The 26,712-nt window shown below is 72.6% G+C and carries 26 protein-coding genes; 12 read left to right on the forward strand and 14 right to left on the reverse strand.

What is annotated here, in order from left to right; genetic code table 11:
- Positions 1 to 4: 4 nt before the first annotated feature.
- Genes ACWD12_RS31025 through ACWD12_RS31035 form a run of 3 tightly spaced genes read right to left on the reverse strand, consistent with a single transcriptional unit; the run spans position 5 to position 1,924 of the window.
- Positions 5 to 817 (reverse strand): DUF3710 domain-containing protein, encoded by an 813-nt coding sequence (locus tag ACWD12_RS31025; protein WP_358354222.1) that lies wholly within the window; start codon positions 815 to 817, stop codon positions 5 to 7.
- 1 nt (position 818) lies between these two features.
- A complete protein-coding gene (gene dut / locus ACWD12_RS31030) occupies positions 819 to 1,346 on the reverse strand; it encodes a dUTP diphosphatase (protein WP_358354220.1) in 528 nt (175 codons plus the stop codon).
- Positions 1,343 to 1,924, reverse strand: a complete 582-nt coding sequence (locus ACWD12_RS31035) for a PaaI family thioesterase (RefSeq protein WP_450102327.1) — start codon at positions 1,922 to 1,924, stop codon at positions 1,343 to 1,345. The genes dut and ACWD12_RS31035 overlap by 4 nt, the downstream gene beginning before the upstream one ends.
- 184 nt (positions 1,925 to 2,108) lie before the next feature.
- Between ACWD12_RS31035 and ACWD12_RS31040 the strand changes: the two genes are divergently transcribed.
- Both ACWD12_RS31040 and ACWD12_RS31045 read left to right on the forward strand, forming a co-directional pair.
- Entirely contained in the window at positions 2,109 to 2,993 is an 885-nt protein-coding gene (locus ACWD12_RS31040) for an SDR family oxidoreductase (RefSeq protein WP_358354215.1), read from the forward strand.
- Positions 2,994 to 3,063: 70 nt separating this feature from the next.
- Complete coding sequence (locus tag ACWD12_RS31045; protein ID WP_450102328.1) at positions 3,064 to 3,525, forward strand: DUF3093 domain-containing protein; 462 nt, start codon at positions 3,064 to 3,066, stop codon at positions 3,523 to 3,525.
- Positions 3,526 to 3,980: 455 nt separating this feature from the next.
- On the opposite strand, the gene ACWD12_RS31050 is transcribed toward ACWD12_RS31045, so the two are convergent.
- The gene (locus ACWD12_RS31050; RefSeq protein ID WP_358354210.1) at positions 3,981 to 4,277 is read right to left on the reverse strand and encodes a DUF4193 domain-containing protein; all 297 of its coding nucleotides are present in this window, start codon (positions 4,275 to 4,277) and stop codon (positions 3,981 to 3,983) included.
- 229 nt (positions 4,278 to 4,506) lie between these two features.
- On the opposite strand from ACWD12_RS31050, the gene ACWD12_RS31055 reads away from it, so the two are divergent.
- From ACWD12_RS31055 to ACWD12_RS31065, 3 genes are all read left to right on the forward strand, one after another.
- Complete coding sequence (locus tag ACWD12_RS31055) at positions 4,507 to 5,025, forward strand: gamma carbonic anhydrase family protein (RefSeq protein ID WP_450102329.1); 519 nt, start codon at positions 4,507 to 4,509, stop codon at positions 5,023 to 5,025.
- 100 nt (positions 5,026 to 5,125) lie between these two features.
- On the forward strand, positions 5,126 to 6,031 hold the full coding sequence (locus ACWD12_RS31060) for an ABC transporter ATP-binding protein (RefSeq protein WP_450102330.1): 906 nt from the start codon (positions 5,126 to 5,128) through the stop codon (positions 6,029 to 6,031).
- On the forward strand, positions 6,028 to 7,239 hold the full coding sequence (locus ACWD12_RS31065; RefSeq protein ID WP_450102331.1) for an ABC transporter permease: 1,212 nt from the start codon (positions 6,028 to 6,030) through the stop codon (positions 7,237 to 7,239). Before ACWD12_RS31060 ends, ACWD12_RS31065 begins: the two co-directional genes overlap by 4 nt.
- Before the next feature lie 234 nt (positions 7,240 to 7,473).
- On the opposite strand, the gene ACWD12_RS31070 is transcribed toward ACWD12_RS31065, so the two are convergent.
- The 3 genes from ACWD12_RS31070 to ACWD12_RS31080 form a co-directional block, all read right to left on the reverse strand.
- On the reverse strand, positions 7,474 to 8,421 hold the full coding sequence (locus ACWD12_RS31070; protein ID WP_450102332.1) for an acyl-ACP desaturase: 948 nt from the start codon (positions 8,419 to 8,421) through the stop codon (positions 7,474 to 7,476).
- A gap of 204 nt (positions 8,422 to 8,625) precedes the next feature.
- Positions 8,626 to 9,936, reverse strand: a complete 1,311-nt coding sequence (locus ACWD12_RS31075) for a sensor histidine kinase (protein ID WP_450102333.1) — start codon at positions 9,934 to 9,936, stop codon at positions 8,626 to 8,628.
- A gap of 311 nt (positions 9,937 to 10,247) precedes the next feature.
- Entirely contained in the window at positions 10,248 to 10,913 is a 666-nt protein-coding gene (locus tag ACWD12_RS31080) for a response regulator transcription factor (RefSeq protein WP_358354198.1), read from the reverse strand.
- Between the two features lie 329 nt (positions 10,914 to 11,242).
- On the opposite strand from ACWD12_RS31080, the gene ACWD12_RS31085 reads away from it, so the two are divergent.
- Positions 11,243 to 11,416: a hypothetical protein gene (locus tag ACWD12_RS31085; RefSeq protein WP_450102334.1), complete on the forward strand. Its 174-nt coding sequence runs from the start codon at positions 11,243 to 11,245 to the stop codon at positions 11,414 to 11,416.
- A 125-nt stretch (positions 11,417 to 11,541) separates the two neighbouring features.
- Here ACWD12_RS31085 and ACWD12_RS31090 read toward each other — a convergent pair whose 3' ends face one another.
- On the reverse strand, positions 11,542 to 12,342 hold the full coding sequence (locus ACWD12_RS31090; RefSeq protein ID WP_450102335.1) for an inositol monophosphatase family protein: 801 nt from the start codon (positions 12,340 to 12,342) through the stop codon (positions 11,542 to 11,544).
- 105 nt (positions 12,343 to 12,447) lie between these two features.
- Complete coding sequence (locus tag ACWD12_RS31095) at positions 12,448 to 13,572, reverse strand: ferrochelatase (protein ID WP_450102336.1); 1,125 nt, start codon at positions 13,570 to 13,572, stop codon at positions 12,448 to 12,450.
- Positions 13,573 to 13,864: 292 nt separating this feature from the next.
- Here ACWD12_RS31095 and ACWD12_RS31100 point away from each other — a divergent pair, with 292 nt between their 5' ends.
- Positions 13,865 to 15,109, forward strand: a complete 1,245-nt coding sequence (locus ACWD12_RS31100; RefSeq protein WP_450102337.1) for a D-arabinono-1,4-lactone oxidase — start codon at positions 13,865 to 13,867, stop codon at positions 15,107 to 15,109.
- Between the two features lie 41 nt (positions 15,110 to 15,150).
- On the opposite strand, the gene ACWD12_RS31105 is transcribed toward ACWD12_RS31100, so the two are convergent.
- Entirely contained in the window at positions 15,151 to 16,176 is a 1,026-nt protein-coding gene (locus ACWD12_RS31105; RefSeq protein ID WP_450102338.1) for a hypothetical protein, read from the reverse strand.
- Positions 16,177 to 16,720: 544 nt separating this feature from the next.
- Between ACWD12_RS31105 and sepH the strand changes: the two genes are divergently transcribed.
- The 3 genes from sepH to ACWD12_RS31120 all read left to right on the forward strand — a co-directional run bounded on the left by sepH (position 16,721) and on the right by ACWD12_RS31120 (position 18,367).
- Positions 16,721 to 17,785, forward strand: a complete 1,065-nt coding sequence (sepH, locus tag ACWD12_RS31110) for a septation protein SepH (RefSeq protein ID WP_450102339.1) — start codon at positions 16,721 to 16,723, stop codon at positions 17,783 to 17,785.
- A 130-nt stretch (positions 17,786 to 17,915) separates the two neighbouring features.
- Positions 17,916 to 18,083, forward strand: coding sequence for a hypothetical protein (locus ACWD12_RS31115; RefSeq protein ID WP_358354187.1), 168 nt, complete (start codon positions 17,916 to 17,918; stop codon positions 18,081 to 18,083).
- Positions 18,080 to 18,367 carry a hypothetical protein gene (locus ACWD12_RS31120; protein ID WP_358354186.1) on the forward strand — a complete coding sequence of 96 codons (288 nt, stop codon included), beginning with the start codon at positions 18,080 to 18,082 and terminating at the stop codon, positions 18,365 to 18,367. The genes ACWD12_RS31115 and ACWD12_RS31120 overlap by 4 nt, the downstream gene beginning before the upstream one ends.
- Before the next feature lie 70 nt (positions 18,368 to 18,437).
- Here ACWD12_RS31120 and ACWD12_RS31125 read toward each other — a convergent pair whose 3' ends face one another.
- On the reverse strand, positions 18,438 to 19,277 hold the full coding sequence (locus ACWD12_RS31125; protein WP_450102340.1) for a sulfurtransferase: 840 nt from the start codon (positions 19,275 to 19,277) through the stop codon (positions 18,438 to 18,440).
- Positions 19,278 to 19,470: 193 nt separating this feature from the next.
- On the opposite strand from ACWD12_RS31125, the gene ACWD12_RS31130 reads away from it, so the two are divergent.
- Positions 19,471 to 20,265 (forward strand): VOC family protein, encoded by a 795-nt coding sequence (locus ACWD12_RS31130; protein WP_358354182.1) that lies wholly within the window; start codon positions 19,471 to 19,473, stop codon positions 20,263 to 20,265.
- A 397-nt stretch (positions 20,266 to 20,662) separates the two neighbouring features.
- Here the strand turns inward: ACWD12_RS31130 and ACWD12_RS31135 are convergent, their stop codons facing one another.
- From ACWD12_RS31135 to ACWD12_RS31145, 3 genes are all read right to left on the reverse strand, one after another.
- Positions 20,663 to 21,826, reverse strand: coding sequence for an alkaline phosphatase family protein (locus ACWD12_RS31135; RefSeq protein WP_358354180.1), 1,164 nt, complete (start codon positions 21,824 to 21,826; stop codon positions 20,663 to 20,665).
- Positions 21,823 to 22,410 (reverse strand): DUF5998 family protein, encoded by a 588-nt coding sequence (locus ACWD12_RS31140; RefSeq protein WP_358354178.1) that lies wholly within the window; start codon positions 22,408 to 22,410, stop codon positions 21,823 to 21,825. The genes ACWD12_RS31135 and ACWD12_RS31140 overlap by 4 nt, the downstream gene beginning before the upstream one ends.
- 780 nt (positions 22,411 to 23,190) lie before the next feature.
- Positions 23,191 to 25,962 carry a GNAT family N-acetyltransferase gene (locus ACWD12_RS31145; RefSeq protein WP_435839051.1) on the reverse strand — a complete coding sequence of 924 codons (2,772 nt, stop codon included), beginning with the start codon at positions 25,960 to 25,962 and terminating at the stop codon, positions 23,191 to 23,193.
- A gap of 252 nt (positions 25,963 to 26,214) precedes the next feature.
- Between ACWD12_RS31145 and ACWD12_RS31150 the strand changes: the two genes are divergently transcribed.
- Positions 26,215 to 26,559 (forward strand): VOC family protein, encoded by a 345-nt coding sequence (locus ACWD12_RS31150; protein WP_358354176.1) that lies wholly within the window; start codon positions 26,215 to 26,217, stop codon positions 26,557 to 26,559.
- Positions 26,560 to 26,712 lie beyond the last annotated feature (153 nt).

The raw sequence follows: 26,712 nt of genomic DNA on the forward strand, positions 1-26,712 counted from the left end.
CCGACTAGCGGACCTCGGTGATCTCCGGGCCGCGCGAGAACGGGTTCAGGTCGCCGCTGTACGGGTTCTTGCCCGAGTCGTCGACCTCCTCGGCGGTGGGCGGCGCCACGCCGCTCGCCGGGTCGATCTGGGCGTTGTCCGGCAGGCGCAGCAGGATCGGGTCGCGGGGCGCCATCGGGTCGGCGCCGCGCACGATCACCGTCTCGCGGAAGATCCGCTCCAGGTCCGCACCGGTGTCGGCGTCCACCGCGGCGCGGCCGGAGATCACCCCGCGCAGGAACCAGCGCGGGCCGTCGCAGCCCACGAAACGCACCAGCTGCGCGCCCTGCGTGCCGTCCGGAAGCTGTACGGGCACCTGCGCACGCAGCTCCCAGCCGAGCCCGCCGTCGAGCTCGTCGACCAGGCCGCCCTGCTGCGTGATGCCGCTCGCGATCTCCTTGCGGATCTCGTGCCAGATGCCCTCGCTGCGCGGCGCCGCGAAACCCTGCAGCTGCACGGCGCTGTCCCCGAGGATCACGGTGGCCGCGATGATCAGGTCGTTGGCGACCTCGACGCGCAGTTCCATGCCCTCGACCGCGGGCACCAGCAGCCCGCCCAGGTCGATGCGGCCCTCGTGCGGCTCGTCGAGCTCGTCCTCGTCCCACGGCCCGTCCGGGCGCGGCGCGGGCGGCAGCGGGCGGTTCAGCGCCTCGTCGTCCGCCGGGGCGTCGGCCGGCCCGTCCTCCGCCTCGGCCTCGTCCTCGTCGGCGGCGAGGTCGTCGTCGAGTTCGTCGACGGGCTGGTCGGCTTCTTCGTTGCGTCGGCGACGTCGGAACACGTCAGATCCCTTCCCTGTCGGAAGCCGAGTCCTGCACTGTCACTGTGACGGCACCGGCGTCGGTGCCGTTGCCCACGACGGCGGCGTGGCCGCCGGTCGATCCGAAGCCGCCCTCGGCCCGGTCCGAACCCGGCAGGACGCCGACCTCGTGGAATCTCGCCCGCTCGACCTTCTGCACGACAAGCTGGGCGATCCGGTCACCGCGGCGGAACGAGACGCTTTCGCGCAGATCGTGGTTGACCACGATGACCCTGATCTCGCCACGGTATCCCGCATCGATCGTGCCCGGGGTATTCACCAGCGACACCCCGCAACGTGCCGCAAGTCCGGAACGCGGGTGGACGAACGCGGCATAGCCGTCGGGCAGCGCGATCGCGACCCCGGTGGGCAGCACGGCGCGCTCCCCCGGGCCGAGCTCGGCGTCGACGGCGGTGACCAGGTCCGCGCCCGCGTCGCCCGGATGGGCGTACGCCGGCAGCGGCAGTTCGGCGTCGAGCCGCTGCACCAGGATGTCCACCGGACCGGTCACGGGTTCACCTCGAAAGCCCGCGCGGCCTTCACGACATCGGGGTTCGCCATCGCCCGTTCGACGTCCTCGGCGCGCCCGTGCGACACGAAGTGCTCGAAGCCGACGGCGATGAACAGCGACGCGGCCTCGACCGCGACCGGGCCGTCCGGCGCGTCCAGGCGTCCGGTCGCGCGGGCGAAGATCTTGCGGCCCTCGACGCCCGTGCACCACGCGTGGATGTACAGCGTCGAGCCCACCGGCACCGGGCGGCGGAAGTCCGTCTCCAGGCGGGCGGTGACCGCCGGCTGGTGCAGCAGGTAGCCCAGCGCACCCAGCGCCTCGTCGAACGCGCAGCTCAGCAGTCCGCCGTGGGCCAGGCCGGGGGCGCCCTGGTGGCCGGTGCCCACCACGAACTCGGTGTCCACGCTGACGCCCTCGCCGACCCGGGTGCGCAGCCGCAGCCCGTTCTCGAGGTCCTCGCCGCAGCCGAAGCAGCCGTCGTAATGCTCGCCCAACTCGGTGCCCGGGGGAGGTGCGCTCGCATGCGGCCCGGGCACCGTGGCGTCCGGAGCCGAGGTCAGGGATGAAGGTCGACTCACCCGGGGGACATTACTGCCTTTCGCCGGTCGGACGGTGTCCAGCCCGCCCCGCGGCGGCGTCGCGGGTGGTGGGCGGCGCGGGCCCGGGAGCACTACGGTCGTGGGCCGGGGCTCGGGGCGGCACGGGCCGCTCAGGCGGGCGGGCGTCCAGCGGGTGGGCAGGCGGCAGGACGGAAGGACGCAAATGACCAAGAGCGTGGTCGTGACGGGCGCTACCGGCGGCATCGGTCTCGCGACCGCTCTGGAGTTGGCCCGCGCGGGGCTCGACGTCATCGGGACCGCGCGCTCCGAGGATAAGGCGCAGCGGCTGCGGGAGGCGGCCGAGCGCGACGGACTCGGCGTGCGGACCGTGCTGCTGGACGTGTGCGACGCCACCTCGACGGTCCGAGCGTTCACCGAGATCGCCACGATGACCGGCGGCGGCCCGTGGGCGGTCGTCAACAACGCCGGTTTCGCCCAGCCGGGCGCGGTCGAGGACGTCGACGACGAGCAGGCCCGCCTGCAACTTGAGACGAACCTGATCGCGCCGGCGCGCATCGCCCGGCTGGTCCTGCCGCAGATGCGGCAGCGGCGCAGCGGGCGCATCGTCAACATCTCGTCGATCTCCGGGCGGGTCTCGGCGCCGTTCCTGGGCTGGTACTGCGCAAGCAAGCAGGGGCTGGCGGCCGTGTCGGACGCGCTGCGGATCGAGGTCGCGCAGTTCGGGGTCAGGGTCGTCCTCATCGAGCCGGGCAGCTTCGGGACGGACATCTGGGAGCGCAGCATGAACCGCCTCCCGCCGCGCAAGAACTCCGCGTACACCGAGTCGTACGAGATGGCCGACGGCATCCTGCGCCGCTCGTCGTCGCTGCCCGCCCCCGGACCGGTCGCGCAAGCGGTACGCCACGCACTGCTCACGCCGCGCCCCCGGCCGCGCTACCTGGTGGGCTCGGATGCGAAGACCGGGGCGGTCCTGGACGCCCTGGCCCCGCGCATGCTGTCCGACTACGCAAAGGGCGTGGCGACCGGCGTCCGCACTCCCCCGGAACGGGTGGTCCGCCTGCTGGACAAGGTCACCCGCCGCCGCTGACCCCGCGCGGGCGTGCCCGGGCGCGGGGCCGGTGGTGTGCCGGGCCCGGCGGGGATGACAGGCTTGTGCCATGCAGGCGTATAGCGAGCGGCTCGTGGTGCCGACGTCCTGGTGGGGCCTCGTGGCCGGTGCCGGCCTGGTGAGCGGGCTCATGCTGCTGCCCGTCGGCCCGGTCGCCGCGGCTGTCGCCGTGGTGGTGGGTGCGGTGCTGGCCGCCTGGGCGGTCAACGCCTACGGCTCGGTGCGGGTGCGCGTCACCGACGGGTTCCTGGAGGCCGGCCGGGCGCGGCTGCCGCTCGCGGCGCTCGGCACCGCGTCCGCGCTGGACGCGGAGGAGGCCCGGTCGCTGCGCATGGAAGGCGCCGATCCGCGCGCGTTCATGCTGCTGCGCAGCTATGTGCCCACCGCCGTGCGCGTCGAGGTCACCGACCCGGACGACCCGACGCCGTACCTGTACGTGTCGTCGCGCAACCCGGCCCGACTCGTCGAGGTGCTCGACGCGGTACGCCGCCGCAACGCCGCGCAGGGCTGATCCCGGCCCCGCCGGGCGTACGGCCGCCGGTCGGCCCGGTGCCGCGCCGCGCGCCCTTGGGTGCGCCCCCGCCGCCCGGCGCACGCGGCGCCCGGACGGCGCGTATCCGGCGCACAGGCTGCGGACGCGGAAGAACGCCCGCCGGGGGTGCGGCGGACGTCCCTTGTCTTAGGCCCTGAGGCCTTCGCGCCTCCTGCGGCGGAGGCGTTTGGAGTTGCTGCGGGAGCACGTGTGCTCACGTGCCGGGTGGTGCCGGTCCTGCTTGTCCTGCGTGGCCTACCTGTCCTGCTCGTCCTGCTCGTCCTGCCGATAGGTGCCAGTGGTGCACGTGGTGCGCTCTGCTCGTATCGATCATCGGCAGGGGCGGTCCGCTCCTGCCAGGACCCGGTCGCGTGCGCAGGGTTCCGCTTGCCGATGATCGATCCTGAGCAGGCCCGAGGCCCGAGGATCGGACGTCAGGCGCAGTCGACGCAGATCTGCTGGCCGTCCTTCTCCTTGGCCAGCTGGCTGCGGTGGTGCACGAGGAAGCAGCGGGCGCACGTGAACTCGTCCGCCTGCCGGGGCAGCACGCGCACGGACAGCTCTTCGTTCGAGAGGTCCGCGCCGGGCAGCTCCAGGCCCTCGGCCTGGTCGAACTCGTCGACATCGACCGCACTGGCGGACTTGTCGACGCGCCGGGCCTTGAGCTCCTCGATGCTGTCTTCGTTGACGTCGTCGTCGGTCTTGCGTGGAGTGTCGTAGTCAGTCGCCATATACCTCTCCCCCTCCGGGTGGATCTGCTTGCCGATGCGTCCCTTGACGCTTGCCTTCAGCGCACGTAACGCATCAGGGGCCGGAGTTGTGCCCGACCTGAGGCGCAGATTCTGCCTCATAGCAAGGCTTGTTACTCAATCGACACCCAACCGAACCCCCGAAGGGGTGACTTGGTTGGATGGGTGGCCCACTGTAACTCTCCATGATGGCCGGTAACCAGGAGGAATCGTGACGGTCTACGCGCTTGGTGAACAAGTACCCGTCGTACACCCGGATGCCTACGTCCACCCCGATGCCGTGGTGATCGGAAGCGTGGAAATCGGCGCCGGGTCGACGGTGTGGCCGTCCGCGGTGCTCCGGGCCGACTACGGCCGGATTGTCGTCGGGGAGCGTACATCGATCCAGGACGGATCCGTCCTCCATGTCAGTGCGGGTCTGGTCACACGTGTCGGCAACCGCTGTGTCGTGGGGCACCTTGTCCACCTCGAAGGATGCACGATCGAGGACGACTGCCTGGTCGGAAACGGCGCGATTGTGCTGCACGAGGCGGTCGTGCGCAGCGGGGCGCTCGTCGGGGCGGGTGCCTTCATCGGGAACCGCGTCGAGGTGCCCTCGTATGCGATGGCCCTTGGCGTACCTGCGAAGATCCGCCCTGACGCGGTCAAGCCGGGCGCGTTCGAAACGGCCGTGCGCCAGTACGTGGAGAACGGGCAGAGGTTCAGGGAGCAGCTGCGCCGCGTCGACTGACGCACGCCGCTCTCGACCGCAGCCGGGAGACAAACTCCGACCAGGGAGAACAGTGCTCGACCTCGCAGGACTCGGAAAACGTTTCGGAGAAAAGGTCGTTTTGCGCGACCTGTCGTTCTCGGTCTCCGCCGGCCAGATGTTCGGATTCGTCGGAACCAACGGCGCCGGCAAGACCACGACGATGCGCATTGCCATGGGTGTGCTCGCCACCGACACGGGCGAGGTCCGGTGGCAGGGCGCGCCCGTCAACGCGGCTATACGCAGGCGTTGGGGCTACATGCCGGAGGAGCGCGGCCTTTACGCGAAGATGCGGATCCTTGACCAGCTCGTGTATTTCGCCGAGCTGCACGGCATGTCGCGTACGGACGCCCGCGAGTCCGCCCTGTCCTGGCTGCGGACCCTCGGGGTGTCCGGCACGCCGTCGGACCGCCTGGAGACCCTGTCGCTGGGCAACCAGCAGCGTGTGCAGCTGGCCGCGGCCCTCGTGCACGAGCCCGAGCTGCTCATCCTGGACGAACCCTTCTCCGGCCTCGACCCGGTGGGCGTCGACGTCATGGCCGCCGCCCTTCGCAGCCGCGTCGACCAGGGCGCGTCCGTGGTGTTCTCCAGCCACCAGCTCGACCTGGTCGAGCGGCTGTGCGACGCCGTGGGGATCATCAAGGACGGCCGCATGCATGCGGTGGGCACGGTCCAGGAGCTGCGCGGGGACAGTCGCGCGGTGCGCTACCGGGTCGCCGTCGACGGTGTCGATGCGCACGCGCCCAAGGGCTGGGCCGAGGCGGTCCCCGGCGTGACGGTGCTGACCGAGGACGCCGACGGCACCCTGGTCGAGCTGGCCCAGGGCACCGACGAGCAGGGGCTCCTGGACGCCGCCCGGGCGGCCGGACGGGTGCGCGCCTTCGCGCCGGTGAACCCGTCCCTGACCGAACTGTTCCGCGAGGTGGTCAACGGGGACGCCCAGCCCCCGTCAGGGGCCCCCACAAGCCACGAGGAGGCCCGCGCGTGACGTCCCCGAGGGTGGACCCCACCGAGCGCTTCTGGACGTCTGTGCGGCTGGTGGCGCGCCGCGAGTTCGTCGAGCGCATCCGCGACCGCGGCTTCCTGGTGTCGGTCGCGGTCATGCTCGTGGTCCTGCTGGCCGCGGTCGCCATCCCGGCGGCGGTGGGCGGCGGGGACGACAAGTACGACGTCGCGTTCGGCGGCCCGCAGGCGAGCCGGCTGGGCCAGGTCGCGAGCGCCCAGGCGGAACTGCTGGACACCGACGTGGTGGTCAAGGCGTACCCGGACGACGCGGTCGCCGAGAAGGCCGTCAAGGACGGCGACCTGGACGCCTACGTGACCGGCGGCCGGGTCGTCGTGGACAGCGAACTGCCGGACCGGCTCGCGGCCGTGCTGCAGAGCGCGTACGCGACGGTCGAGCGCGACAACCGCCTCGGCGCGCAGGGCATCGACGCGTCGGCCGTCGACCAGGCGATGCAGGTGCAGCCGCTGACGAAGCAGACGCTGGACCCGGACGCGGACGAACGCCAGGCCCGCAAGGGCATCGCCTTCATCGGCGTGATCATGCTGTACGGCATGCTCATGCTCTTCTGCATGTGGGTCGCCAACGGCGTCGTGGAGGAGAAGTCGAGCCGCATCGTCGAGATCCTGCTCGCCGCCGTGCCGGCCCGCGCGCTGCTGACCGGCAAGGTCGTCGGCATCGGCCTGCTCGGACTCGCGCAGATGGCCCTCACGGCCGTCGTGGGCCTCACCGCGGCGACGGCGCTGGACACCATCGACCTCAGCGGCTCGATGGTCTACCCGGCGGCGTTGGTGGTGGCCTGGTTCGTCCTCGGATACGCCATCTACTCGTGCATGTTCGCCGCCGCGGCGGCGCGGGTGTCGCGCATGGAGGACCTGCAGAACGTCATCACGCCGATGACGTCGCTGCTGATCGCCTCGTTCTTCCTGGCCATCGTGCTCAGCCAGTCCGGCGGTGCGTTCGCGCAATTCATGGCGTACGTACCGCCGTTCTCCGCGATGCTGCAACCGGTGCTCACCGCGAGCGGCGAACTCGCCGTGTGGCAGAACCTTTTGGCCGCGGCCATCGCGGTGGTCGCGCTGGTGGGGTTGATGTCCGTGGCGGCGCGCATGTACGAAGGCGCGGTGCTGCGTACCGGCGGCAAGGTCTCGGTGAAGGACGCGTGGGGATCCCGACCCCGGGTCCGCTCCTGATCCGGGCCGGCTGAGCCCCTCGCGCCGACCCGCACGCCCGGGTCGCGCGCTCCAGCCCGCACACGCGGGGCCGCACGCCCGGCCCTGCGCGGCGGCCTGAGCGGCGGTAGGCGTACGCGAGAGCCCCGGCCGCCCGCACTTCCAGGGTGCGGGCGGCCGGGGCTCTGCCATGTGCTCACGCGGGCTTGTGCGCCTTCCGGCGGCGACGGCGCCGAGAACGCGCGGGCGCCAGGGTCAGGCGCGAGCGGCCAGCCGTGCCTGGCGCGCCGCCAGGCGCTCGTCGAACTGCGCGGCCTTCGTCTCCAGGATCGCCAGGAAGGCGGCCAGCTCCTCGCGCGCCTGCTCGCCCTCCGGGCCCAGGTCCGTGCGCTCCATGACCTTCAGGTTCCGCAGCACCGGCTGGAGCACGTCGTCGAGGTGGATGCGCAGGTTGTAGACGCCGCCGAGGGCGATCTTGACCGACGCGCGCTCGAAGCCGGAGATGCCGTGGCCCGGCATGCGGAAGTCGGTGACCATGTCGGTCACCGCGCGCATCGCGACGTCCGGGGCGAGGTCGAACGCCGACTTGAGCAGGTTGCGGTAGAAGACCATGTGCAGGTTCTCGTCCGTCGCGATGCGCGCGAGAAGCTGCTCGGCGAGCGGATCGCCGCACTCCCGGCCGGAGTTGCGGTGCGAGACGCGCGTGGCCAGCTCCTGGAACGTCACGTACGCCACGACGTGCAGCGGGTTGTCCATGTGGTCGCCCGCGTAGCCCGCCTCCATGTGCTCCATGCGGGAGCGCTCCAGGGCCACCGGGTCGACCGCGCGGACGGCCATCAGATAGTCGCGGATCGCGATGCCGTGGCGGCCCTCCTCGGCCGTCCAGCGGTGCACCCAGGTGCCCCACGCCCCGTCGCGGCCGAACATGTTGGCGATCTCGAAGTGGTAGCTCGGCAGGTTGTCCTCGGTGAGCAGGTTGAGCGTCAGCGAGATACGCCCCACCTCGGTCAGGTTGGACTCCTCGGGACGCCATGCCTCGCCGCCGAGCACGCCGTCGAAGTCACGGCCCTGCGACCACGGCACGTACTCGTGCGGGAACCACTCCTTGGCGATGGCGAGGTGGCGGTCGATCTCGACGGCGACGACCTGCTCGAGTTCGCGCAGCAGGTCGATACCGGTCGGTGCGGGGGCGATCAGGGTCACGGCAACTCCAAAGCGTGGGGTGCGGCGGGCATACGCAGCATGTGGACGCAGCGGCTTTCGACAACACGGGCACAGGGCTGCGTCGGCCGCCGTCGCTTCGGCGCACAACGCGTTCCTACGATGTCGTAACTTACGACACCGTAGGTTGTCGGGTGGCCTGCGGGCAACCGGCCTGCTCAAGTACGTCGTAGTACGTCGTTCGGGTCATACCGTCGGGCCGGGGAACCCGATGCGCACGATCAGGCCGCCCTCGACGCGCGGCTCCGCCTCGATCCAGCCACCATGCGCCCGGACGACCGAACGTACGATCGAAAGCCCGAGTCCGACGCCCTTCTCGCTTTCCGTTCGGTCGCCGCGCATGCGTCGGAACGGCTCGAAAATTGTCTCGAGATTGTCCGGAGGGATGACGGGGCCGCTGTTCGCGACGGTCAGCATGGTCGTCCCGGCGACGGACGACGTGGACATCTCCACCCAGCCGTCCCGCTCGTTGTAGCGCACGGCGTTCTGCGCCAGGTTGAGGGCGACGCGCTCCAGCAGCACGAGGTTGCCGGACACGCCCGCCGGCTGGAAGTCGCCGCGCAGCTGGACGCCGCGCTCCGCGGCCTCCGGGGCGATTTGTTCAAGGGTGCGTCCGGCGACCTCGGCGAGGTCGACCGGCTTGCGGTCGGTGAGTTCGTTCTCGCTGCGGGCGAGCAGCAGAAGCCCCTCGATCAGGCGTTCGCTGCGCTCGTTCGTGGACAGCAACTTGTCGCCCAGGTCCCGCAGTTCCGGCGGCACCGCGGGATCGCCGAGGGCGACCTCCAGCAGAGTGCGGTTGATCGCGAGAGGCGTGCGCAACTCGTGCGAGGCGTTCGCGACGAATTTTCGCTGCGAGTCGAACGCCCGGTCCAGGCGCTCCAGCATCTCGTCGAACGTGTCGGCCAGTTCCTTCAGTTCGTCGTCGGGGCCGTCCATGTCGATGCGCCGGTGCAGACCCGACCCGCCGGTGCCGGCCACCGACCGCGCGGCGGCGGTGATGCGGCCGAGCGGGCTCAGCACACGCCCGGCCATCAGGTAGCCGAACCCGAACGCGATGACCGACAGGAGGACCAGCGCCAGCAGCGACTGCTGGAGCAGCGCGTGCAGCACGAGGTCCCGCTGGTTGCCCTGGCGGTCCTCCAGGAACTGGTTGAGGTCGTCCGGCGAGAGTTCGCGGCCGAGCGCGTCCGAGAACCGCACGCCCTCCGTGACCTCGAAGGACGGTGGCTTCTGGTCCGCGAGGCGGCGCCCGACGAGCAGGTACACGCTGCCCAGGAGCAGGACGCCGGCGATCAGGAACATGCCGCCGTACAACGCCGTAAGGCGCATCCGGATCGAGGGACGCAGCCAGTCGGGCGCGTAGCTGAGGCGCGCGGAGTACCCGGTCGCCGGGTCGGCTCCGAGGATCAGCCGCCGCGCGGAAGGCGCCCGGCTGGGCTTGGGCGGCGCTTCCCCGGACGCACCCGGGGACCCGCCGGGAGGCACCGCCCCGCCCACGCCCGGCGTACCGGGCTGCGCGGCCGGTTCGGCCGGGGGCTGTACGAACGGCCCCGACCGCTGGGCGGCCCGGGGCTGCGGCCCTGAGGACTGGTGGTTCAGACTGTGCGGCGGTCGGACCGGGGGCCTCGGCGGCTGCGCGGGAGGCTGCGAGCGGGACCGCGCCGGGGAATACGCGGGCGACTGCTCCGGGGACTGCTCCGAGGGGCGTGCGGAGGGCTGCGCCTGCGGCGGGCGTACCGGACGGGGCGGGTGCCTCGGGCGCCGCGGTGCGGCCCCGGGATCCGGGGAACCCTCCGGCGGCTGCCCGGTCACGCCGGATCGCCGATGCGGTACCCGGCGCCGGGCACGGTCATGATCACGGGAGGCTCGCCGAGCTTGCGGCGCAGCGTCATGACGGTGACGCGGACGACGTTGGTGAACGGGTCGGTGTTCTCGTCCCAGGCCTTCTCGAGCATCTGCTCGGCGGACACGACGGAGCCGTCCGCGCGCATGAGCACCTCGAGGACGGCGAACTCCTTCGGCGACAGGTGGATCGCGTTGCCGTCCCGCGTGACCTCGCGGCGGTTCGGGTCGAGGCGGATCCCGGCACGTTCCAGCACCGGCGGCAGCGCGGTCACCGCGCGGCGCCCCAACGCCCTTACCCGGGCCGTCAGTTCACTGAACGCGAAGGGCTTGGGCAGGTAGTCGTCCGCACCCAGTTCCAGGCCCTCGACGCGGTCGCTGACGTCGCCGGACGCGGTGAGCATCAGGATGCGCGTGGGCAGCCCGGTGTCGATCACGGCCCGGCACACGTCGTCGCCGTGCACCAGCGGGAGGTCGCGGTCCAGCACCACCACGTCGTAGTCGTTGACCGCAACGCGCTCGAGAGCAGCCTCGCCGTCGTACACGACGTCGACGGCCATCGCCTCGCGGCGCAGGCCTGTCGCCACCGCGTCGGCCAGCAACTGCTCGTCCTCGACGACGAGAACCCGCACCTGGATGTCCTTCCGATTCACATCTGCCGCTCGGCGACACGCGGCCACCGAGAGATTGGACCGTCGGCCGCCGTCCGCGGCCTGACTGCGCGCCCTGCCTCGAGGGACGGCGCCGACGGTGCCTCCATCTTGCCCCGGGCCTCGGTAAAGCGTCGGTAAGGGCACGGGCCGCCCCGAATGTTCCCTCCCGGGTGAAGCGCCCGCATCGCGCCGCCCATCAATGCGACGAGGGTCACACTGCCACCTGGCATCCCGGTTTTCGGCGCGCGAAACCAGGGGTAGGACAACCGAAACCGGCGACCATTCGAGTCTCTTGGGGCCCCCACATGATGGACGAGTTCACTGCCGACGTCCTTCGTCGGATACGCGAGACAGAGCAGGCCCTCAAGCTGGCCTCCGACACCGGCGACGACTTCCTGGTCGAAGTTCAGCAGGAAGAGTTGCAGGACCTGGTACGGATGGCCTCGGACCACGGCGTGCAGGTGCTGCCCGAGTCAGCCTGAAGGACCCGTCTCGGCTTTGACGGACCCACCTGGAACAAGCGAAGGAATTAACGGGGTGACCGCTCCCCCGGCCGGACGCGAATCGCGCGTCGGCCGGGGGTTGTTGTTTGTCCGGGCTACGCGCCTCAGGCGCCGAGGGCGTCCAGTGCCTCGACCAGCTCCGCGTACAACGCGGGCGCCGCGGTCACCACGAGGTTCGACCCGTCGTCCTCGTGCCTCAGCAGCCCCACGCGCGCGCCGGCTTCGGCGGCGATCAGCGCACCCGCCGCGACGTCCCAGGGGTTGAGCCCGCGCTCGTAGTACGCGTCGACGCGGCCGCACGCGGTCGCGCACAGGTCGATCGCCGCCGAGCCGTACCGGCGGATGTCGCGCACCCGGGGCAGCAGCTCGTGCACGACGCCGGCCTGCCGCGTACGGCGCTCGACCGTGTAGCCGAAGCCCGTGGCGACCAGCGCACTGGACATCGGCACCGCGTCGTTCGCGCGGATCGCGGTCCCGTCGCGGAAGGCCCCCGCGCCGCGCACCGCGTGGAAGGTCTCGCGCTGGGTCGGCACCTCGACCACGCCGACGACCGCGCCGTCCGCGTCCTCCGCCGCGATCGAGACGCACCAGGCCGGCAGTCCGTAGAGGTAGTTGACGGTGCCGTCGATCGGATCGATCACCCACCGGATGCCGCTCTCGCCGCGCGCGCCGCCGCCCTCCTCGCCGAGGAACCCGTCGTGCGGGCGCCGGGCGCGCAGGTACTCGACGATCAGCTTCTCGGCCGCCGTGTCCATTTCGGTGACGACGTCGGTCGGGCTGCTCTTCGTCGCCGCCACACCGAGGTCGGCGGGCCGATCGGCGAGCAGCATGCCGCCCGCGAGCCGCGCGGCGCCGAGCGCCAGTTCGAGCAGGTCGGCGGTGTCGCCGTGGGGTGCCGTGGTCACAGAGCCATCCTGGCAGCCGCTCCGGCGGTCCGCGCGGGCGCGTCGCGGGGGTCGGCCGCGCGGGGGGTGCCCAGGGTGTGGGGGCCGGGGCTCAGGCGGGGGTGGTCAGGCGGGAGTGCCGTGCAGTGCGGCGCCCCGCAGGCCCTCGCCCCTGCCTCGCGGGTCCGGGCAGCACCCGAGCGGGCACACGTCGTGCGAGGGGCCCATCGTGCCCAGGACGCACCGCTCGGGGTGTTCGCCGCGCAGCACGGCGGCGCGTTCGAGCACGAGGTCGCGTACGGCCGCCGCGAACCTCGGGTCGCTGCCGGTCGTCGCGGCCCGGACGACCTGCATGCCGAGGCGCTCGGCGGTCGCGGCCGCCTCCACGTCCAGGTCGTAGACGACCTCCATGTGGTCGGACAGGAAGCCGATCGGCACCAGTACCGCGGCCCGCACCCCGTCGGCGTGCAAGCGTTCGAGGTGGTCGTTGACGTCCGGCTCCAGCCAGGGCACCTGCGGCGGCCCGCTGCGGCTCTGGAACACGAGGTCCCACGCAACGTGCGGAAACTTGACCGCCTTCTTCACCCCGGCGGCGACCAGGCGGGCCGTCTCCTGGTGCTGGCGCACGTACGCGTTGCCGTCAGGACCCGAGGTCTCGGCGGTCGCGGTCGGGATGGAGTGCGTCGTCATCACGAGGCGGGCCCCCGGCCGCAGCGCTTCGGGCAGGCTCGCGCGCGCGGCCACCACGTGGTCGACCAGGGGCTCCACGAAGCCGGGGTGATTGAAGTAGTGCCGCAACTTGTCGAGGCGCGGCGCTGCGTCCCCCAGTTCGGCCTGGGCTGCCAACAGGTTCTCGTGGTACTGCCCGCAGCCCGAGTAGGAGGCGTACGCGCTGGTCACCAGCACCGCCGCATGCCGCACCCCGTCGTCGGCCATCCGCCGCAGCGTGTCGGTCAGGTAGGGCCGCCAATTGCGGTTCCCCCAGTAGACCGGCAGCGCGGGCCCGCGTGCCGCGAACTCCTTCTCGATCGCCGCGATCAGCTCGCGGTTCTGCGCGTTGATCGGGCTCACCCCGCCGAACTGCGCGTAGTGCGCGCCGGCCTCGGCCAGGCGTTCGGGCGGCACGCCGCGCCCCCGCGTGACGTTCTCCAGGAACGGGACGACCTCGTCGGGGCCCTCGGGGCCGCCGAACGACAGGAGGAGCAGGGCGTCGAAGGGTCCGGCGTCGTTGCCGGGCGCGGCGTCGTGCATGTGCCGATCCTCCCACCCGCGCGACCTCGGCGCGGGCGGTCGCGGCGTGTGCGTGTGACGCGCGTCTTGCTGGGCCGACCCACGGCCGCAAGGGGTCCCCCTGGGGTCCGCGGGTCTTCCCGAGGCTGGTGACCGGCGGGTAATGTCCGGACATCCCACGCAGGAGGCCCGCGCGCAGGAAGCCCGTCAGGGCCGACGGCCCGCCTCCGCACCTTTGGAGGAGCCGTTGAGCAGCTTGACCCCGATGCCCTGGAGGAACTGGGCCGGGAACCAGACCGCCCAGCCCAGGCGCGTGGCCACGCCGCGGTCCCCCGAAGAGGTGTCCGCGCTGGTGCGGCGGGCGGCGTCCGACGGCCTGCGGGTCAAGGCGGTCGGGGCGGGCCACTCCTTCACATCCGTCGCGGTCACGGACGGCGTTTTGGTACGCCCCGACGGGCTCACCGAGGTCCGTGAAGTGGATGCGGCCGGCGGCACGGTGACCGTGGGCTCGGGGCTGCGGCTCGAACGCCTCAACGACCTTCTGGCCGAACACGGCCTCGCCCTCACCAACATGGGCGACATCGCGGTGCAGAGCCTTGCGGGCGCCACCGCTACCGGGACACACGGCACCGGACGCGCGTCGGGCGCGCTGGCCGGCCAGGTCCAGGCCCTGGAGATGGTCCTCGCGGACGGCGAGATCGTGAACTGCTCGCCCGACGAGAACGCCGAGTTGTTCGCGGGCGCCCGCGTCGGCCTCGGCGCACTCGGCGTCGTCACGGCGATGACCTTCGGCGTCGAACCCGCGTTCCTCCTGGAGGCGCGCGAGGAGCCGATGCCGTTCGACGAGGTGCTCGGGCGGTTCGACGAGCTGTGCGAGGACAACGACCACTTCGAGTTCTACTGGTTCCCGCACACCGACAGCTGCAACGTGAAGCGCAACAACCGCAGCTCGGGACCCGCGAAGCCGCTCTCCCGCGCGAAGTTCCTGCTCGACGACGAACTCCTGTCGAACGGCGTGTTCGGGCTCGCGTGCCGCCTGGGCAAGGCGGCCCCGAAGACGATCCCCGCGATCGCGCGCGTGTCGAGCAAGGCCCTGTCGGCGCGCACGTACACGGACGCGTCGTACAAGGTCTTCACCAGCCCGCGGCGGGTGCGCTTCGTGGAGATGGAGTACGCGCTGCCGCGCGAGGCGCTGACCGCCGCCCTCCGCGAGGTCCACCAACTCGTCAACAAGGGCGACGAGTACGTGTCCTTCCCGGTCGAGGTACGCATCGCGCCCGGCGACGACATGTGGCTGTCGACCGCCAACGGCCGCGACACCGCGTACATCGCCGTGCACATGTTCCGCGGCACCCCGCACGAGCGCTACTTCTCGGCGGTGGAGAAGATCATGACGGCCCATCAGGGGCGCCCGCACTGGGGCAAGCTGCACACGCGCGACGCGGCGTACTTCGCGGACGCCTACCCGCACTTCAAGGACTTCGCCGCGCTGCGGGACCGGGTCGACCCCGACCGCCGCTTCGGCAACGACTACCTGCGCCGGGTGCTGGGCGAGTAGCCGCACCCGGCGGGTGCCGACGGTCGGTCGCGGCGCGGCGGTCAGGACGCGGAGCCGGCGTCCTGGCGCTGCGTGTCGGCCTGCTGCCGGTCGCCCTGCTGCTGCCCCGAGCCCGACTGCTTGTCGCCCGCGGGCGGGCTCGCCGCGCCGCCGGACGGGGGTGCGGACGGGGTGGTCGGGGGCGTTCCGGACGAAGGCGCGCCGGTCGGATCAGGCGAGCCCGTGGGCGGCTTGGCGCCGCCGGTCGGGTCGGGGCTGCCGGTCGTGCCATCGGACGGGGTGCCTTGGGACGCGCCGGGGGTCGGCGAGGCCGGTGTCCCCGACGGGTCCTTTCCTCCGCTGCCGCCCTTGTCCTCCTGACCGTCCTGCGTCGTGCCCTCCTCGGTGCCGGGCGTGTCCTGGGGGCCCTCCTTCTTCTCCGGCGTGGGCTTGTCGCCGCCTCCGCCGGTGAAGTCGCCGATCGTCGAACTGCTGCCGCCGTTGCCGAACAGGCTGGCGAACGAACGGCCCATGCCGAGCTCGACCACGGTGATGGACGCCATCGCGATGGCGAACACCGCGACGGCGGCGATCCCGGAGCGCACCAACCACGTCCGGGCCCGCGACTGCTCGCGCACGGCTGCGGGTTCACCCGTCGCGCCGAGCGGTGCGGTCGCCCGCGGCCCGGGGTCGAACGCCTGGTCGAACACCGGCTCGAACACCGGGAGTACGCGCGTCGCGTCGTCCGCGCCCGCTCCGGAGGCTCCCGGGTCCGCGCCGGCCGTCCTGGCCGTGTCGGCTGCGCCACGGCCGCCGTGGCCGCCGTACGGACCGGGCGCGCCCGGAACCGTGGAGCCGATCTGCGCGCGTACATCGCGCAGTTGTTCGCTCGTGCGGCGGAACACATGGACGTACACCGCGCTGCCGACGGTCGCGACCACGCTCGCTATCGCCGCGCCGATCACCGTCCCCGCGGCCCCGAGCTTGGAGAGCAGGAACGCGGAGGAGACGGCGGCAAGCGCGCTTCCCACCACCTGGACAACGCTGAGTTCGATCCGACGGCGTTCGGTGTCGGGCCTTTCCTGCATCACGTTCCTTGCTCACGATCGGTCGGAGCCGCCGCCGGACCACGGGATTCCGGTGAGGGCGGGCGAACTGATGGATCATCAGATCGGACGAGTATGGATGAGAGATGATCAGACGTAACAAGAGGGACTCCAATGGACTAGTACGGACACTTCCTCCCTCTCGGACCCCGGGAACCCCACGGCCGTTCCGCCTGCGGGGATCTTGTGAGGAACCTCACCCGAGACGGCCGAAATTTTTCGCCCGGATGTGGACGCGTCGTTACGGCGCGGTGCGGCCCGGCCCCGCCCCCGAATGGAGTACTGTTCACGCCAGGTTCCGGAACGACCTGCGTGGAGGGGGGAAGCGACCGATCGCAATGTGATCGGAGGCCCGCAAATCAGACACTGCACTCCTGCGGCTGATTTCTCCGGAATCTCCACCCAAGGAGCAACCACGACATACCGGTGTGACGGGTACGAAAATCCGACACGCCAGGACAAATCGGTCAGGTTGTGGCACGCCGCCACTGGGCAAGTCACACTCGTAACGGGAGCAACGACGCAGGTGACGTCGGCAGGCACCACCCGGGAGGTCCCCATGCCCGAACTGCGTGTCGTGGCCGTCAGCAACGACGGCACACGGCTGGTGCTGAAGGCTGCCGACGGTACCGAGTTCAGCCTTGCCATCGACGAGCGGCTGCGCGCCGCCGTCCGCGGCGACCGCGCACGGCTCGGACAGATCGAGATCGAGGTCGAGAGCCAGCTCCGCCCCCGTGACATCCAGGCACGCATAAGGGCGGGCGCGACGGCCGAAGAGGTCGCGCAGCTCGCCGGCATCCCCGTCGACCGCGTGCGCCGGTTCGAGGGCCCCGTCCTCGCCGAGCGCGCGTTCATGGCCGAGCGCGCCCGCAAGACGCCGATCCGCCGCCAGGGCGAGTCCGCCGGACCGCTGCTCGGCGAGATCGTCACCGAGCGCCTGCACCTGCGCGGCGCCGAGGCCGACTCCATCCAGTGGGACTCGTGGCGGCGCGACGACGGCAGCTGGGAGATCCTCCTCCTCTACCGCGCCGACGGCGAGATGCACTCGGCGAGTTGGAGCTTCGACCCGCCCCGCCGCCACGTCACCACCAACGACGACGAGGCGCGTTCGCTGGTCGGCGAGCAGACCGCGGGCGCCGAGACGCCGTTCCCGTTCCGCCCGCGCCTCGCGTCGCTGCCGCGCAACACCGGCGACGACGCCATCACCAGCCTCCTCGACGCGGTCCCCGGCCTCGGCCGCGAGCCTTCCGGCCCGCAGCGCGAGACCATGCGCGACACCGTGCGCGAGCCGATGCGCATCGACGTGCCCGCGATCGGCGCCGAGCGTACGCGCCCGGTGCCCGCCCCCGTGCCGGACGAGGAGGAGCCCGAAGCCCCGGCCGCAGCGGCCGCGGGCGGCGGCGCGCCGCCGTCGGCCGGATCGGCGTACGAGAACGTCCTGGTGCCGCGCGTCGTGGGCCCGCACCGCGACCGCCTCATCGGGGCGACCGACCGGCAGGCCGAGGCCGACGGGGTCCGCCCCGGCCGGCGCGCGACCGTGCCGAGCTGGGACGAGATCGTTTTCGGCAGCCGCCGCAAGAAGCGGGAGTGACCCGGGCGTCCGGGTCACCCAACCGGCGGAGTTCGCTGATCACTTCCTCATTTGTGCCCCAGAGCCCTAGTGTGTCCGCAAGGATGCTCAGTGTTGCTCCGCAGTACCTGTCTACGGGGGGCGGTGGGAAATGAGCGTTGGCACGTCGGACCGGGTCACGCATCAGGACGAGCGGGCACTGCTCGCCGAGGTCCGGCTGCTGTTCGGCGCCGTCGACCCCTGGCTCGCCGACTTCCTGCGCGCCACGACCAGCCGCCCTCTCACCACCACCACGCCGCCGCGCCGCCGCTCGCCATGAGCCGCTGGGCGGTCGGCGACGCGCCGCACGTCCTGACCTTCGACGCGCCGACCCTCACCGTGGTGGTCGAGGTGTACCCGCTCGGCCCGCGCCGCCGCATCCTCGGCCAGCTCACCGTGCCGCGCCGCGTCTGCCTGGAGGTCCGGCACGCGGAAGGGGTCCGCACCGTGCTGACCGACGGCTTCGGCCGCTTCACGATGACGGACCTGCCCTCCGGGCTGATCGGCTTCGTCGCCTACACGGCGTCCGGGCGGCGCGAGGCGACGCACTGGACGGCCATCTGACACCCCGTCAGCCACCGCGGTACGCCATCGCCCCGATCGCCGGGTCACCGGCCGGTGCGCCGCCTGCGCCTCACCCTGCCGGGTCCACCGCGACCGGGCGGCGCGGGTCGGCGATCCAGCCGCTCCACGAAGGCGCGTACAGCGCCGCCTCGATGCCGGAGCGCTCCAGCACCAGGACCGCGTGCGCGGCGGTCACCCCCGAGCCGCAGTACGCGCCGACGCGGGCGCCCGGGAACGCGCCGAGCGCCTCGTACCGTTCGCGCAGCACGTCGGCGCCGAGCAGGAGGCCGCCCGGGCCCGCCACCGACGTCTCGGGCATGTTGACCGCACCGGGGATGTGGCCGGCGACCGGGTCGACCGGCTCGGTCTCGCCCCGGAACCGTTCGGCCGCGCGTACGTCGATCAGCACGCCGTCGCGCGCGAGTTGCGCGGCCTCGTCGGCGTCCAGCACCGGCATCCCGCCCGGCACCGGGGTGAAGTCGCCCGCCCCCGGCTCCGGGTCGCTCGCGTCGACCGGGTGCCCCGCAGCGACCCACGCGGCGTAGCCCCCGTCCAGCACGCGCACGCGCTCGTGGCCGAAGTAGCGCAGCAGCCACCACGCCCGCGAGGCGGCGATGCCGTCCGCGGCGTCGTACGCGACGACGTCGCGGTCCGCCGAGACCCCCGCGCGGCGCATCGCCGCCGCGAAGTCCTCCGGGTCCGGCAGCGGGTGGCGCCCGCGCTCGTCGCCGCCCGGCTTCGCGGACAGTTCGGCGTCCATGTCGGCGAAGTGCGCGCCGGGCAGGTGTCCGGCGCGGTACGCCGGGAGGCCGTGCGGGCCGCCGAGGCGGTAGCGCACGTCGAGCAGGACCGGCGGCTCGGCGGAGCGCAGCGCGGCGGCGAGTTCTGTGGTGTCGATGACTGGGTTCACCCACCGCATCCTGCCGTGCCGGAGGGTCCGGCGTGCGCCGCCCCGCGCTGTGTCGGCGTTCACCCCTGGCGCTTCGCGCGTTCCACGCGACACCGCCTGCCCGCCGTGCCAGCATCGAACCGATAGATCGCTATTTCTCCCGACTTTCGGTAATTCCCGGATTTGACCGGACAGCTGTGCTGTGGAGGCAGTGATGAGCGAAGTGACGGGCCCGTACAAGCAGGGCGTCCCGTGTTGGGTCGACATGGGCTCGCCGGACCTCCGGGCATCGCTGGACTTCTACGGCACGGTGCTGGGCTGGGAGGGCGAGATCGGCCCTGAGGAGCTCGGCTTCTACACAAACTGCACCGTCCGCGGCAAGCGCGTCGCCGGGATGATGAAGCTTCCCGAACCCGACATGCCGATCGCCTGGACGACCTACCTGGCGGTCGGCGACGCGGACGCGGCGGTCTTGGCGATGAAGGCGGCGGGCGCGACCGAGGTGTTCCCGGTGATGGACGTCCTCGACCTGGGGCGCATGGCCCTGCTCGCCGACCCGACGGGCGCGGTGGTCGGGCTGTGGCAGGCCGGCACCCACATCGGCGCCGAACTCGTGAACGAGCCGGGCGGCATCGTGTGGAACGAGCTGATGACGCGCGACAGCAAGGCCGCGCGGCAGTTCTATGCCACCGCGTTCGGCTACGACTACGAGGACATGAGCGCGGACGGCTTCGACTACCACGCGATCCTGGTGGACGGGCGGCCCATCGGCGGCGTCATGGGCATGGACGAGAACTGGCCCGACGAGGTGCACGCGCACTGGGCCGTGACGTTCTGCGTCGAGGACGCCGACGACGCGGTGGCCAAGGTGCGCCGCGCGGGCGGCGCGGTGCTGAGCGAGCCGCAGGACTCGCCGTACGGACGCCACGCCACCTGCGGTGACCCGCACGGCGCAACGTTCTCCGTGATCGCGTCGACCGGCGACATGGACGAGGCGTCGGCGCCGTGAGGGACCGCATCGCATAGAGTCGGAACCGTCGGGCCCGCCCGGGAGTTGATCCCGCGTCACCGGAAAGGCGCGGGGTCGGCCGCGGGCACCCACTGCCATCGGCCCGGCACCCGACCACTCGAGGGGGTTCACCACCATGGGCAAGCTCTTCAAGATAGTCCTGCCGATCGCCGTCATCGCGGCCCTCGCCTCGGTTCTGCTGAAGAAGCGCAAGCAGGCCTGAGCTGACGCATTCCAGGGCCGCGGCCCGCGAAGCGCGGGGGGCGCCCTGCCGGTTACCGCCGGGAGGGCGCCCTTTCGCTTGCCCGGCGGACGACCGGCGAGCCGGTCCGGCAGACGACGCCGGTCAGGTCTTGGTCAGCCTGTGGCATGGACCGAACTCGGGGGCAGGCGCGGGTCAGGCGTGCACTTCGAGCAGGGGCACCAGTTGCTCGACCGCGGTCATGGACCCGTGCAGGCCGACCATGCGCGACTCGTTGGGCTCCCGGCGCGTCGCGACGATCGCGACATCCGCCCACGGCGCCGCGACGACGTCGCCGATGCGGTGGTACACGCGGTCCTCGACCTCGCCGAACCAGCCCGCGTCGACGGCCTGGTCGCGGGAGAGCACCCAGCAGCTGTCGGCGAGCACGTCCTGCCAGATCGCCAGGACGTCGGACGCCGCGCCCGGGACGGCGTACACGTGCCGGGCCCGGCCCTCGCCGCCGAGCAGCGCGACTCCGGCGGAGAGCTCCGGGTCGGTGTCGACGTCGATGCGGTCGGCCATCGGCACGTCGATCATGCCGTGGTCGGCGGTGACGTACAGCGCGGTGCCGGGCGGGAGTTGCTCGGCGAGCGCACGGACCAGGCCGTCGACGCGCGCGAGTTCGATCCGCCACGCGTCGGAGTCGACGCCGTGCACGTGCCCGGCCTTGTCGAGGTCGCTGACGTACGTGTAGACCAGCACCGGCCCGGGCCGGGACAACTGCTCCACGACGCCGTGCATGCGCGGGAGCCCACCCTGCAGGCCGACGAACGTGCCGCCCTGCAGCGCCACCTGGGTCAGCGGCGTGCGTTCGAACAGGGGGTCGGATACCTGGGCGACCGTGATGCCCGCGGCGGCGGCACGCTCCATCAGCGGAGGATGCGGCTGCCATTCGCGCGGCGGCACATAGGGGTCCCAGCGCAGCTGGTTCATCAGCCGCGCGTCGCCGGGGATCGCCACGGTGTAGCCGAGCAGGCCGTGCGCGCCCGGCGGGAGGCCCGTGCCGAACGACGCCAGGCTCGTCGCCGTCGTCGCCGGGAAGCCGGCCGTCAGCGGTTCGCCGCGCCCGCCCCACGCGCCGGGGACCAGCGACGTGAGGTACGGCGCCCAGTCCGGATGGGCCTTCAGGAGCTCCCAGCCGAGGCCGTCGACGAGGAACACGACGGCGCGCTCGGTCTCACGCAGGCCCAGGACGTTGCGCTCACCGGGCATCCCGAGGGACGCCGCGACGGACGGGAGCAGGTCGGAGAGTGCCCCGGCGCCGTAGCGCGGGACGGGGACTGGTGGTGGTTCCGGAGCCCAGGGTGCGGCGCTCACCGGCCGGAGCCGGCGATGGCCTCGGACAATCTGCGCGCGAACGCGAGCGTGTGCTCGACCGCGTCCGGGCCGTCGGCCGCCTCGCTCACGCGCAGCGAGAGGTCGTCGGCGGTCATCGCACCGGTGTAGCCGTGGTCGACGTCGCAGTTCGGGTCCGCGCAGCCGGCCGGCTCCAGGTCGATGCGGCCGACGGCGCCCCACCCGATGGTGAGCACGACCTCGCGCGGCGGGGCGCCGGGGACGTACTCGGCGGGGTTGCCGACGACGCGGCTGACCACCACCGACTCGATGCGGTCGATCCGCACCGTCTCGGTGGACGTCGTCGCATACGGCGTCGGGGACGTGTCGTCGGGGGCGTGCTCGTCGGTGTGGCTGACCAGGAAGCGGCCGGGCGTGAGGACGAGGACGGTCACGTGCCGCCGGACCTCGTTGGAGTCGAACGTGGTCTCCTGGTGCACCAGGAACGCGTCGACCTGCTCGGTCCCGATCGTGGACTCGACCGCGTCGGCGACGAGGCTCGGGTAGTAGCCGCTGCGCTCGATGGCCGTACGCAGGCCCTGGGTCGAGGTGGTGGTCTTCGCCATGCCCCCCATCCTGGCACCTCCGAGCGCCCCCGCGCGCCATCCTGGCGATCGGGGCGTGCTGCGAGCGCGCTCGGACGGGCCGCCGAACGGTTCGCGACGGGACCGCGTCGGGTTCGCGGCGGCGTCTGCCCGGTCGCGCGCCGCGACCCGCCGCATTCGCCTTATGACTCTTTGTCGACCTCACGACAGCCCCCGTACGGGTGACGGTGAGGCACACCCCCGGGGGACCCCACGTGCCGCGCAACCGCGCGCCCCACGCGCGCCCTCCCCTCGTCCGGCACGACCCGGTTGACTGTCCGTTGTGCAGGACGGACGGGGCGATAGGGACGCACCGTTCGCGGTGGCCCCCGGCCGTCCGGCACAGTGTCCGCGCTCCCGCACCGGGAGTTCGGGCGGCACCGCACCCGCGCCGGTGGGATCGGGGAAACCCGGCGTGGGAGCGGTCGGTCCGGACGGGCCGGTCGGCATGATGCGCCGCCACGTGGAGGGCGTGCGCGGAGGGGCATGGCGACGGGCTTGACCGGAGGCCGCAGCGGCGGCGCGGGTGCCACGGCTCGGGGTGGCATCGGCGCCGCGGCGGCCGGGCCGGCGGCGGTATGACCTGGAGACGGGCGCGTACCGCCGCGGCTCGCGTTTCGGGGGCTTGCCGGCCTACGGCTTCCGGGCGTCAACCGGAGCTTCGATGCAGCGTTTCGATGCGACGCTTCGGCTCGACGCTTCATGCGGCGCTTCAATTGGACGCTTCAATCGACGCTGCAACCCCGGGCTCCGGCGTGCGGTTCAGCGGGGATTGCCCATGGATCGCGGGCCCAGGTCGGTGCGCAGCGGCGGCCGCGACAGGCGTACACGCGCGTCCAGCACCGTCAGCCCCTCCCCCGTCGCCACCACCGGGTCGAGCACGACCGAGGTGACCTGCGGCAGGTCCTCGGCCAGCTGCGAAAGCCGCAGCAGCAGTTCCTCCAGCGCCCCGACGTCGACGGGCGGCGCGCCGCGGTAGCCGAACAGCACGGGCGCGGCCCGGATGTCCCGGACCAGGTCGGCGACGTCCTGGTCGGTCGCGGGCACCACGCGGTGCGCCACATCCCCCAGCAGTTCGGAGGCCGGGCCCGCGAGACCGAAGCGCAGCAGCGCGCCGAAGGACTCGTCGTACGTGAGCCCCACCATCGTTGCCACCCCGCGCGGCGCCATGCGCTGGACCACCAGCCGGGCCTGGTCGGGGCCGCCGAGGCGCGTGGACATGCGGCGGAAGGCGCGGCGCAGACCCGCCTCGGTGCCCAGGTCCAGGCGTACGCCGTCGAGGTCGACGCGGTGCCGCAGGTGTTCGGCGATCGTCTTGAGCACGACGGGATAGCCCATCTGCTCGGCGGCGGCGACGGTGGCGTCCTCGCTGTCGACGCGTACGGCGGGGCTCGGGTGGATGCCGTAGCAGCCGAGCAGTTCGGCCGCTTCGGCGGGCGAGAGCCCGGCCGCGTCCGCGGCACCGAGGCGGGCGCGGACCAGGCCGCGCGCGGTGTCGGCGTCGACGTCCTCGAACTCGACGACCTCGCCGGCGGGGCGCCGACGCCAGGCGGCGTAGCGCACGACCTCCGAGAGGGCGCGCACGGCGTTCTCCGGCGCGGGGTAGGACGGCACCGAGCCCGGCGCCGGTACCCCGTCGGGGTCGAGCCGCCGCAGTTGGTCCGGCAGCCCCTCGTGTGCGAGGTACGTCGCGACGAGCGGCTTGCCCGCCGTCACCGCCCGCTCGGCCATCTCCGCGATGACGGACGCGACTTCCTGCCCGGAGGTGGTGAGGGGCGGGATGAAGACCACGACGACGGCGTCCGAGTCGGGGGACGCGAGGACGTCGCCGAGCGCCTTGCGGAAGTCCTCGGCGGTCGCCGAGGTGGTGAGGTCGATCGGACGGAGGGGGTCGAGCCCGGCGCTCGTACAGGCGTCCTGGGTCAGCAGGCCGAGCGAGTCCGAGTTGCCGACGATCGCCACGCGGTCGCCCGCGGGCAGCGGCTGGTAGGCAAGGAGCTGGGCGACGTCGAACATTTCCGCGACGGTGGGCACGCGGATCACGCCGGCCTGCCGGAACAACGAGTCGACCGCCTGGTCGGGCAGGCTGAGCGCCCGGGTGGCGTGCCCCAGCGGGACGCCCTCGGCGTGCCGGAGGCTCTTGACCACGACCACCGGCTTGCGGCGCGAGACGCGGCGGGCCAGGCGCGTGAACTTGCGCGGGTTGCCGAGTGATTCGAGGTGCAGGAGGACGACGTCGGTGGCCGGGTCGTCCTCCCAGTACTGGAGCAGGTCGTTCCCGGACACGTCGGCGCGGTTGCCCGCGGAGACGAACGTCGACAGGCCGATGCCCCGGTTGACCGTCGACTCCAGGATCGCGATGCCGAGCGCGCCGGACTGCGCGAACATGCCGACCCGGCCGCGGCGCGGCATGCGGGGCGACAGGCTCGCGTTGACGCTCACCTCGGGGTCCGTGTTGAGGACGCCGAGGCAGTTCGGCCCGATGACGCGCATGCCGTGGCTGCGCGCGGTGCGGACCAGGCGGCGCTGCCGCTCGCGGCCCTCGGGTCCGGTCTCGGCGAAGCCGGACGACACGACGACGAGGCCGCGTACCCCGTGCCGGCCGCAGTCCTGGGCGACCTGCTGCACGGCCCGGGCGGGGACCGCGACGATGGCGAGGTCCACCTCGCCGGGGATGTCGACGACGGTCGGGTACACCGGTACGCCCTCGATCGGGTCGCCCGCGGCCGGGTTGACCGCGTACACGGGCCCGGCGAAGCCGCTCTCGGCCAGGTTGCGCAGCAGGGTGTTGCCGACCGTGCCCTCGCGGCGGCCCGCGCCGATGACGGCCACCGACCGGGGGTTGAGCAGGCGGGCGGTGGACCGGGCCTCGGCGCGGTGCTCGCGGGCGAGCATGACGGCGGTGGAGGTGTCGGTCGGCTCCAGGTCGAGGGTCAGGCGTACGACGCCGTCCTCGAACGCGGACTGCTGGGTGTACCCCGCCTCGGTGAAGACCTTCATCATGCGGCGGTTGGAAGGCAGCACGTCGGCCACGAACCGGCGGATGCCGCGCTCGCGCGCGACGGCCGCGATGTGCTCCAGCAGGACGGAGGCGACGCCGCGCCCCTGCTGGTCGTCCTGGACGAGGAAGGCGACCTCGGCGGTCGAGGACCTGCCGTGCGGGCCGGTGCGGACGGCGCGTCCGTCGGGGCCGATCCGGTCGTACCGGACGATCGCCACCAGGGCGTCGCCGACGAACAGGCCGAGGCCGACGCGGTCGATCCAGTCGTGGTTGGTGAAGTGCCGCACGTCGCGTGCCGAGAGACGGGGATACGGCGTGAAGAACCGCAGGTACTTCGACTCGTCGGAGACCCGGGCGTAGAACTCGACGAGCCGGTCGGCGTCGTGCGGCCCGACCGGCCGCAGGTGCGCGGTCGCCCCGTCGCGGAGCACGACGTCGGCCTCCCAGTGCTGCGGGAACGCCGGGGGCTCGGGCGGCGCGGCCGGCCCTACTGGCGGCCCGGCGGATGGCGGGGTCGGCTGTGTGGGGTCCACGCTGCCGACACTAAGCCACCGGACGCGGGGGCAGCGAGGCGCGGCGTCGGCGCCGCGGCGGGGATTTGCGCGTTTCCGGCCCGGCGGTCGGCGCCGGGAGCCGTGACCGGTGTCACCGCGCGCGACCGGCCCGCCACCCCACGGGATCTGATAGACCATCAGATGCATCCCGATCGGCCGTGTGCCCCCGATGTACGCCTGTCGCACCCGGTGGCGCGCTGCCCCCGACCACGTATCCCGCTGGAGGTCGTCATGTCCGCACAGGGCCTGTCCGCCGCGTTCCCCGTCGCCGACATGACCGCCGCGGTCGCGTTCATGAGCGCGGTGCTCGGCACCGAGCCGACCTTCGTCGACGGCGACCGCTGGGCGCAGTTCGACGTGAACGGCAACCGGATCGCCCTGTCCGGCACCGACCGCGAGGGCGAGGGCGCGTCGGTCATGGTCAAGGTCGCGGACCTGGAGGCGGCGCTGACGCCGCTGCGCGAGGCGGGCTTCAAGGTCGCCGAGCCGGTGCAGGGCCCGCACGAGGTCCGCGCCCAGGTCGTCGGCCCCGACGGCTGGGCCGCCGTCCTCTACCAGCCGGCCCCGCGCGCCTGACCAGGGACGGCCCGGCGCCGAGGACAACCTGACGGAGCCCCGGAACACGCCACCGCGTGCCCGGGGCTTCCGCACGTGCGGGTCCGCCCCTCGACGGGCCGGCGGCCGATGCACCCGCCGCTTCGCGCGGCTTCGGACCGACAGGTCCGAAGC

The sequence above is a fragment of the Streptodolium elevatio genome (assembly GCF_053592165.1).